Raw genomic sequence first — 8,683 nt, 5'->3', positions numbered from 1 at the left:
TGCTCGACGAGCCGCTCTCGGCGCTCGACGCCAACATGCGCGAGGAGATGCGCGTCGAGATCAAGAAGATCCAGAAGGAGACCGGCATCACCGCCATCTTCGTCACCCACGACCAGGAAGAAGCGCTCTCCATGTCGGACCGCATCGTGGTGATGAACGCCGGATCGGCCGAGCAGATCGGCACGCCGGAAGAGGTCTATGAGCGCCCCGCCACCGCCTTCGTCGCCGACTTCCTCGGCAAGGCCAACATGCTGGCCGGCACGGCGGGCAAACCGGATGGCGCGGTGACGCTTGCCGCCGGCCAGACGGTCAATGTCGTCTCGCCGAAGCCGCTGGCGCCGGGCAGCAAGGTCACCGTGGTGGTGCGGCCGCAGAAACTGTCGGTGGGCGCAGCGGCAAGCGGCAACAGGCTCTCCGGCCGCGTCGTCTCGACCTCCTATCTCGGCGGCAGCGCCATCTACGAGATCGACATCGGCGGCACGACGATCCGCGCCAACACGCCGATCAGTGGGCGGGTGTTTCGCGAGGGCGAACCAATCGAGGTCGGCTTCGATCCGGCCGGCTGCGTGCTGCTGGATGAGAGCGGGCGGCGGATTTCGTAAGGGGCGGTCCTCGCCCCCGTTCCCTGTTGTGAGGACGTCGGGCAAGGTTTTTCGGCTGGGGATCCCACGGCAGTCGCAGAGTAGATCTCGCCCGGCCACGACGCCAGCAATGTCTGGAACTATACGCCCATGCGGTTGTACGGCTTCCGGCGCTTCGCCCGCCGTCGCGAGCGTCTGAAAGCCGCCGAAGACGCCAAGGCGGTGCGCAGCGAGCCGAAGGAACTCCGCGACCTGATCAAAGACACGTCGAGGGATTAGGCTATTTTCCGAGCCTTTTCCGTGCTGCGTTTTGCTGCTCGAAGCAGAAGAGAACCATCTCCCAGTTGTATCCACGCGAGAGTTGCCAGTCCTCGGCGCACTGGTTCATGATGCCCTTTTCAGCTTCGGTCAGAGAGCCGTGGATGTATCGAGACACCGAGGAGGCGGCGGTTTTCTGCTGCTCAATGCAGAACTCCTGCATCTGGTAGTTGTTAGGCCAGTCGTCGCCGCAGTTCGCGCGAACGTCATCGGCTCCGTTAGCCAAGGCATTTTGTGCAAGAACGCTCGCGGCCGCCAGCAGGGGGAGGCGCTTCATCTTGCGTCCTCCGTGATCAGGATTCTCTTGCCTCGGGTCAGCAGCGTGAACAGGCCAAGGATGATGTCGCCGGCCACCCAGAAGAACAGCAGCATGCTGGTGCCGATCGCCGCGCCGATCGCGCCGCCGGCTTTCTCCGCATCGCTGCCGTGGCCGATCATGCCGCTTATCTGCGACCAGTAGCCGACAAGCCAAAGCAGCATGAGTATGTTGAAGATGATGAACAGCCATTTGAAGACATGGCCGAAGAATCCGCGCTTGCGGATTTCGCGCTGAACTACCGGCATAATTTAGAAACCCCCGTTTCCTCCACGAGCCAATGAAAGCATAGAGGAAGCGGGCTGTCCAATTGCAAAAGAACGGCGTCCTTAAAAGCAGGCTCGCTGTCGCGATGGCCCAATACTCAGGCCAGCAGCAGCCTCAACCTGTAGAGCCGCATGCGGGCCTGGCGGCGCGCGGACTCCTGGAAGCCTTCCAGGCCGGCCTCGACGGCGAAGGCCAGCGTCATCAGCTCGATCAGGAATTCCTCGACAGCTTCGAAGCCGAGCCGCGAGGCGCCCTTGACGTCCTTCAGCAAGGCGCGCGCCTGTTCGGCGGCATCCGCGGCGCCCTCCTCGATCAGCGCTTCCAACCTGTCGACACTATCCAATTTCCGAATCTCCCAACTGATTCCGAGAGATAGGTAGACCCGAAGGCAGCGGCAGTCACATTTGTTAATGAGGCCAGCCGCGCAATCCGCAGCTTTGTGCAGCTCGCGTGCCGGACCGAGTGATGGTCCGGAGGCGCCTCTTGCGGCAACCCTGCCCGCCGAAAAAGCTTCAGCCTGGCCAACCGCAAGCGGCCAGGCAATGCGCCGGTTGAACGGCGAGGCCGAGCAGCGGCGCCGACAGTCCCATTTGTCGATCGCATAGCCGCTTATGCCATCGGGCAGTCGAAAGGCCAACCAAAACAGGCAATTACGTGCTAATCTCGTGAGCCACTGGACCGAACGCGGGGTGACGGCAATGCTGGCAACGGACAAGGTGTTCGCGGGCTCCATCCCGGAAAACTACGACCGCCACATGGTGCCGCTGATTTTCGAGCCCTATGCCGCCGACCTCGCGCAGCGGGCGGCGGCGCTTGCGCCGGGCGCGGTTCTGGAAACCGCGGCGGGTACCGGGGTTGTCGCCCGCGCGCTGGCGCCGAGACTGTCCGCCGGCGCGCGCTACGTTGTGACCGACCTCAACCAGCCGATGCTCGACTATGCCGCGGCGCGCCAGGGCGCCGACGACCGCATCGCATGGCGCCAGGCCGATGCGCTGAAGCTGCCGTTCGAGGACGCGGCCTTCGATCTCGTCTGCTGCCAGTTCGGCGCGATGTTCTTTCCCGACCGCGTGGCCGCCTACCGCGAGGCGCTGCGGGTGCTGAAGCCCGGCGGGCGATTCCTGTTCAGCGTATGGGATCGCATCGAGGAGAACGAGTTCGCCGACGATGTGACGAATGCGCTGGCGAGGATTTTTCCCGACGATCCGCCGCGCTTCCTGGCGCGCACGCCGCATGGCTACCACGACGCGGATCTGATCCACGCCGAGCTGGAGCGCGCAGGATTTTCCCATGTTTCGGTCGAGACGCGCGCCGAGCAAAGCCGCGCCGCCTCGCCACGCATCCCGGCCGTCGCCTATTGCCAGGGCACGCTGCTGCGCAACGAGATCGTCGCCAGGGATTCGGGAAAGCTCGAAGCCGCCACCGACTTTGCCGAATCCGCGATCGCCGACAGGCATGGCAGCGGCGCGGTCGCCGCGAAAATCCAGGCCCATGTCATCATGGCTGTGGCCTAGAGCCGGTAGAGCATGATGTCGCCCGAAAACCGCTTCACACTTTTCGGCATCATGCTCTAGCGCTGTCGTCCGCGCTCCGTCCCGCCGACGCCCGGTTCGGGTGCCTGACATGCGTCGGCGTGATGCCGGTGTGCTGGCGGAAGACGCGGCTGAAATGGCCGGCATTGCCGAAGCCGCAGCGGTAGGCGATCTCGCCGATCTGCAGATCGCTGCCTTCAAGCAGCGACCTGGCGTGATGGACCCGCAGCGCGAGATAGGCCGCCATCGGGCTGATGCCGAGCTCGGTGCCGAACAGCCGCTCCAGCTGACGCCGCGAGCAGTTGAGCCGGGCGGCAAGCTCGGTGACCGACAGTTTTTCCTGGAGGTTGCTCTCCATCAGGAGCAAGGCGCGCTTCACCGCGCGGCTCGCCGCCTCGGGAAAGAGGTCGCCGACGGGCTGCACGTCGCGGCTGTTGCGGATACGGTCGAGCACCAGGATCTTGGCGGCTTTCTCGGCCGCTTTCTGGCCGATGAACTGCGAGACGAAATAGCCCGCGAGGTCGGCGGCGCCGGTGCCGCCGGCGCAGGTGGCGCGGCCGCGGTCGACGGAATAGAGGCTGTCGGCGTGGGCGTTCACGTCCGGGAACTGGCTGCGGAAATCCTTGATGTGGAACCAGCTGACGGCGGCGCTGTAGCCGTCGAGCAGGCCGTAGCGCGCCAGCACGAAGCTGCCGGTGCAGAGCGCCGTCAGCGGCACGCCCTTGCCGGCGGCGCGCAGCAGGAACGCTTCCTTCTCGGAACTCAAGGCACGGTTGGTGTCGAGCAGGCCGCCGACCACGACGACATTGTCGAAATCCTCCGGATTGCCGATCGCCTTGGTCGGCAACAGCTCGACGCCGCAGCTCGCGCGGATCGGCAGGCCGCGCTCACCAACGATCTGCCAGTCGAACTCGACCCGGCGGCTGCGGTCGCCCTCGTCGCCCGCCAGTCGCAGCGTGTCGATGAACAGCGACAGCGGCGACAAGGTGAAGTCGCGCACCAAAAGAAACGCAAACCGCCTGGCCATTTTCCGCTACCGTCCCCTGCCCTTGAGTTCGTGCAGGCAGACTATGCCGAAATACCGGTCGACCCCGAATGCAAAACCGACGCGGCTTGTCTCAAGGATTTCGGCGCGCCGCCGCCCTGCCCGCGGCAGCGAGAATGAGGCGCCCCAACAGAATCCCAGCAACGCCCGCAGCCGCCTTGACCAAGGCGTCGAGAACGCGCGCATGCCGGCCGGGATCAAAGATCTGCAGGAACTCGAGGAAGCCCGCCACGGCGCAGACGAACAGGAGCGTCTGCATGACGCGGGACGGGAAGCCGAGCGCCAGCGCCAGCCCGAACAGGATGTAGGCCAAAGCGCGTTCCATGTTGGCATCGCCCAGATGTGGGCGCAGCTGGATCGGCGACAGCGTGGCGAAGGTGATGATTGCCAGCAGGAGAAGTGCTGCGATGCGGGAGATCGAGGTCATGCCCGCTCTTACAGGCGCGGAGCCGGCATAACAACATTGCGCTAACGACGCCGCATCCTCACAGGACCCGCGGCGGCTAAGACGTGCTCGTGCCGCTCCCGCGGCGTCACGAGCGCGCTGCGCTATCAGTAGTTGAACGAGATCCGCGCGAACGGCCCGTGGGTGAACTGGCTGGCCTTACCCGCAGGCACATCATCGGCGTCGGTGGAGAAGGTCTTGTAGCCGATGCCGGACAGATATTCGAGCTGGTAACCGGCCCCAAGCTTCACGCCCGGCGCGAATTCCCATGCCAGACCGGCCTTGAGGCCGAGCGTTGCGAAGGTGCGGCTCTCGGAACCCTCCTCGGTGAAGTAATTTCCCTCCGCCTTGATCTTGCCGAACAGCACGGCTGCATCGGCCGATCCGAAGAAGCTCAATTGAGCGCCGAGAGGCTTGGAAACATCAATACCGACCCTGGGGCCGATGCCCCACGACGTCTCGGTGGCGGTATAGTCAGGCGAAACGTGATCCGTGAAATCCGCGCCGTAGTGCTGATAGCGCAACCCCAGGAACGGACGCAGTGACCAATCGTCCCGCTGCATGCGGTATCCTGCCTCGATGTCCGCATTCCAGTAGCGCCCGCCGGTGAACTGCCAGTTGTAATCGTCATCGTTCTCCCGGCCCGAGGATTGCTTCAGGTAGCGGAACCCTGCTGCCACGTCCCAGGCATCGTTGAGGCGATATCCCAGCTTCGCCGCGCCATAACCGCCATTGCCGGTGCGTGCCTCGTCATAATCGCCGACCTCAATCTCCCGCGTCTGCGTGTTGTTGCGAAACACGTAGCCGCCCTCGGCATAGCCGAACCAGGAGGCAACCGGCGCGTTAGCAGCCTGTGCGTCGGCTGCCATCGTCGCGCCGGTGGCGAGCAACAGGGAAGAAAGCGCGGAGAGCGCGAAGACAATAGATTTCATGAAAAACCCCCACTTAAGCCGGCTAACCGGATAACATTTCTGTTATCACGAAATATTGTCTTTCCGCAACACTTTGCGCCGAAATCGGCTATGCCAGCGTGTTCAACGTTTTAGGGAAACGCTGGACCACTTAAGCAATCCGCTCTCACAGGCGGAGATCGGTATGACAATATTGAGGATGCAGCAGGCCCCGGATCGATTTTTAGCGATCGCTGAAATGCACTGGAAAGTACACTCGGTAAGAGTTCGTTCAACCAATGCTGGTATAGGTGGCGGCTCCGGCTCAGGGGTTGGGGTTGCCTGATGGCCGGAGCCGCCTGCGCGGTCCCGTCATGAGTAAGACCACGCTGTCTCATTCTGGGACAGCGTGGTCTACGAATGGTTAACCCCGCGCAGTATTTTCGCGACAGCTAATTCACGCCTTCATTCACCACCGAACCGGGCGGGGCCGGCGCACTTGCGAACTTCGGTTCAGCAGCTGCGCCGACCAGGCAGGGCGTAAGGCCAGCCGCGATCAGAAATGGTAGTTCATGCCGATGCGGGCGGTGTCGAACTTGGCGTCGGTGGTCACCGATGATCTGGTGAAATCGGGGGCGCCCAGGTCAACGTGGAGATATTCCGCCTTGAGCGAGATCTGCTGGTTCATGGCCCATTCGACGCCAGCGCCAGCCGTCCAGCCCCAACGCGTGTCGCTGTAGTCGCAAGAACCGGCGGGAAGGCACGCGCCAAGGTCGGCCGACCCTTTCACATGCCCGACGGCGAAGCCGCCGGTGGCGTAAGGCAGGAAGTTCTCGAAGGCGTAGCCGACGCGCGCGCGGCCGGTGCCGAACCAGTCGACCGTGGCGGTGCAACCTTCGTCACGACATGGCGGGCCGGACACATCGGTGTGCGTGCTGCCCTTCATGGCGGAATAGGAGATGTCGCCCTCGACGCCGAAGACGAGATGGTCACGCTGCCAGTTGTAGCCGGCCGTCACGCCGCCGATGAACCCGTCGGCACGCACGTGCACCGGGTCGTCGGAAAAGTACTGGTAGGAATCCCCGCCCCAGCCATAGCCCGCTTCGATGCCTATGTAGGCGCCCGACCAGTTGATGCTCTCGACCGGCGGGTTCGCCACCGCATCGGCGGCGAATGCCGAACCGGCAGACAGCGACAACAAACCCGCGAACAGGATCGAAAGAAAGCGCATTGCAACCCCCAAGCCACTGACAGCTATCAGGAGTCGCTGATTATTGATGTCTCATTCGCGCAACAGTTACAGAGACTTAGAAGCAGGTTGAGGGCTGGCGCCAGATCCCCTCTCCGCTCCAGCAGCACAGCAAGGGAATTGCGAGACGGCCCGCATCCCTGTCACAATTGCGCGCGACCATCTGGAGCAGGTTTCGCCGCCTCTGGCCCAACCCGGAAACGCCGGAACGGGATGGTCATTATGAGGAGACTCTTTATAACGGTCGGCTGAGATCGCGATCACCAAGGGGAGACGATGCGTTACATACGTCCGCTTTCAATCGAAGACGCCGTCGGCCAGCTGGCCGCAGCGGCCGGGCCGGCAGCCATCCTTGCCGGGGGCAGCGACCTTCTGGTCAGGATGAAGGGCGGCTTCGTCGAGCCGGAGCTGATCGTCGACATCAAGGCGATCGCGGGCCTCAGCGACATCACCGAAACGGCTGACGGCTTCCGCATCGGCGCGACGGTGCCCTGCGCGGTGCTGGGCGAGCACAAGGCGCTCAGGCAAGCGTGGCCGGGCGTGGTCGAGGCGGCGAACCTCATCGGCTCCAAGCAGGTGCAGGGCCGCTGCACCATCACCGGAAATCTCTGCAACGCCTCGCCCGCCGCCGACAGCGTGCCGGCGCTGGTGGCGGCCGGCGCGAAGGCCGTCGTCGCGGGTCCTTCGGGCAAGCGCACCATTGCCGTCGAAAACGTGCCGACCGGGCCGGGCCGCACTTCGCTGGTCAAGGGCGAGATCATCGAGGCGATCCTGCTCGACAAGCGCGCGCCGCTTTCCGGCGACGCCTATCTGCGCTTCATTCCGCGCACCGAGATGGACATCGCGGTGGTGAGCGCGGGCGTGAACCTGACGCTGGACGACCATGGCGCGGTGAAATCAGCCCGCGTCGCGCTGGGCGCGGCCGCGCCCACGGTGCTGTTGGTCGAGGAAGCGGGCGAAGTGCTGGTCGGCTCGAAGCTCGACGAAGCGACGCTGGAGCGGCTGGCCAAGATCTGCTCGGGCGCATGCCGGCCGATCGATGACAAGCGCGGCACCATCGAATTCAGACGGAAGGTCGCGGGCGTGCTGGCAAGGCGCGTCGCGGCAATCGCCTACAAGCGTGCGGGAGACAAGTGATGGCTGGCGTAGCGGTTTCAACGACAATCAACGGCGACCATGTCGAATATCTCTGCCAGCCTGACGAGACGCTGCTGGAAGTGCTGCGCGACCGGCTAGGTCTGACCGGCGCCAAGGAAGGCTGCGGCACCGGCGACTGCGGCGCCTGCAGCGTCATCGTCGACGGAAGGCTGGTGTGCTCCTGCCTGGTGCTGGGCGCGGAGGCGGAAGGCCGCAATGTCGAGACCATCGAGGGCATGGCGCATGGCGATCAGTTGCATCCGCTGCAGCAGAAGTTCCTGGAGCATGCCGCACTGCAATGCGGCATCTGCACGCCGGGCTTCCTGATCGCGGCCAAGGACCTGCTGGCGAAGAACCCCTCGCCCACCGAAGAGGAAATCCGCTTCGGGCTGGCCGGCAATCTCTGCCGCTGCACCGGCTATGACAAGATCGTGCGCGCCGTCCAGGACGCGGCGAACGTGATGAAGGGAGCCTGATCCATGAATTTCGATCCGCGCTTTTCGGGACGCAAGTTCTCTTCCGTCGGCACGCGCCCGCTCCGCCCCGACGGCATCGACAAGGTGACCGGACGCGCACGCTATGGCGCGGACTTCAACATGGCCGGACAGCTGGTGGGCCGCGTCCTGCGCAGCCCGCACGCGCATGCGGTGATCAGGAGCATCGACACCTCCAAGGCCGAAAAGCTTGCCGGCGTGAAGGCGGTGATCACGGCGAAGGACCTGCCGGACCTCACCGATGGCGACGCCGCCATGTACGACGTCCTCGACAACTCGATGGCGCGCAAGAAGGCGCTCTATGACGGCCACGCGGTGGCGGCGGTCGCGGCCATCGACGCCCGCATCGCCCGCCAGGCGCTGAAGCTGATCGAGGTCGACTATGAGGTGCTGCCGCATGTGACCGATGTCG

12 protein-coding genes and 1 pseudogene are annotated in these 8,683 nt (G+C 64.3%); 6 read left to right on the top strand and 7 right to left on the bottom strand.

The features are described from left to right. Together Q0L57_RS33155 and Q0L57_RS33150 are read left to right on the top strand one after the other, a co-directional pair. A partial coding sequence (locus Q0L57_RS33155) for an ABC transporter ATP-binding protein (RefSeq protein WP_296747313.1) occupies positions 1-602 on the top strand: 602 nt, incomplete at its 5' end. A 129-nt stretch (positions 603-731) separates the two neighbouring features. After that, the gene (locus Q0L57_RS33150) at positions 732-860 is read left to right on the top strand and encodes a hypothetical protein (protein ID WP_296747312.1); all 129 of its coding nucleotides are present in this window, start codon (positions 732-734) and stop codon (positions 858-860) included. Between the two features lies 1 nt (position 861). On the opposite strand, the gene Q0L57_RS33145 is transcribed toward Q0L57_RS33150, so the two are convergent. The 3 genes from Q0L57_RS33145 to Q0L57_RS33135 form a co-directional block, all read right to left on the bottom strand. Next, entirely contained in the window at positions 862-1,176 is a 315-nt protein-coding gene (locus Q0L57_RS33145; RefSeq protein WP_296747311.1) for a hypothetical protein, read from the bottom strand. After that, positions 1,173-1,463 (bottom strand): hypothetical protein, encoded by a 291-nt coding sequence (locus Q0L57_RS33140; protein ID WP_296747310.1) that lies wholly within the window; start codon positions 1,461-1,463, stop codon positions 1,173-1,175. Before Q0L57_RS33140 ends, Q0L57_RS33145 begins: the two co-directional genes overlap by 4 nt. Positions 1,464-1,579: 116 nt before the next feature. After that, entirely contained in the window at positions 1,580-1,825 is a 246-nt protein-coding gene (locus Q0L57_RS33135; RefSeq protein WP_296747309.1) for a hypothetical protein, read from the bottom strand. Between the two features lie 355 nt (positions 1,826-2,180). On the opposite strand from Q0L57_RS33135, the gene Q0L57_RS33130 reads away from it, so the two are divergent. After that, positions 2,181-2,993 (top strand): methyltransferase domain-containing protein, encoded by an 813-nt coding sequence (locus tag Q0L57_RS33130; protein WP_296747308.1) that lies wholly within the window; start codon positions 2,181-2,183, stop codon positions 2,991-2,993. Positions 2,994-3,042: 49 nt separating this feature from the next. Here the strand turns inward: Q0L57_RS33130 and Q0L57_RS33125 are convergent, their stop codons facing one another. The 4 genes from Q0L57_RS33125 to Q0L57_RS33110 all read right to left on the bottom strand — a co-directional run bounded on the left by Q0L57_RS33125 (position 3,043) and on the right by Q0L57_RS33110 (position 6,622). Continuing rightward, entirely contained in the window at positions 3,043-4,038 is a 996-nt protein-coding gene (locus tag Q0L57_RS33125; protein WP_296747307.1) for a GlxA family transcriptional regulator, read from the bottom strand. A gap of 91 nt (positions 4,039-4,129) precedes the next feature. Beyond that, positions 4,130-4,483: a VanZ family protein gene (locus tag Q0L57_RS33120; protein WP_296747306.1), complete on the bottom strand. Its 354-nt coding sequence runs from the start codon at positions 4,481-4,483 to the stop codon at positions 4,130-4,132. Positions 4,484-4,608: 125 nt separating this feature from the next. Then, a complete protein-coding gene (locus Q0L57_RS33115; RefSeq protein WP_296747305.1) occupies positions 4,609-5,433 on the bottom strand; it encodes an Lpg1974 family pore-forming outer membrane protein in 825 nt (274 codons plus the stop codon). A gap of 514 nt (positions 5,434-5,947) precedes the next feature. After that, entirely contained in the window at positions 5,948-6,622 is a 675-nt protein-coding gene (locus tag Q0L57_RS33110; protein WP_296747304.1) for an outer membrane protein, read from the bottom strand. 294 nt (positions 6,623-6,916) lie between these two features. On the opposite strand from Q0L57_RS33110, the gene Q0L57_RS33105 reads away from it, so the two are divergent. The 3 genes and pseudogenes from Q0L57_RS33105 to Q0L57_RS33095 form a co-directional block, all read left to right on the top strand. Further along, complete coding sequence (locus Q0L57_RS33105; protein WP_296747303.1) at positions 6,917-7,777, top strand: xanthine dehydrogenase family protein subunit M; 861 nt, start codon at positions 6,917-6,919, stop codon at positions 7,775-7,777. After that, positions 7,777-8,253, top strand: coding sequence for a (2Fe-2S)-binding protein (locus Q0L57_RS33100; RefSeq protein WP_296747302.1), 477 nt, complete (start codon positions 7,777-7,779; stop codon positions 8,251-8,253). The genes Q0L57_RS33105 and Q0L57_RS33100 overlap by 1 nt, the downstream gene beginning before the upstream one ends. Before the next feature lie 3 nt (positions 8,254-8,256). Then, positions 8,257-8,683, top strand: a pseudogene (locus tag Q0L57_RS33095) (xanthine dehydrogenase family protein molybdopterin-binding subunit); the annotation flags it as partial.

Source organism: Mesorhizobium sp., from assembly GCF_024509055.1.
Classification (GTDB): Bacteria; Pseudomonadota; Alphaproteobacteria; order Rhizobiales; family Rhizobiaceae; genus Mesorhizobium.
This window is presented reverse-complemented; position numbering and strand designations above follow the sequence as displayed.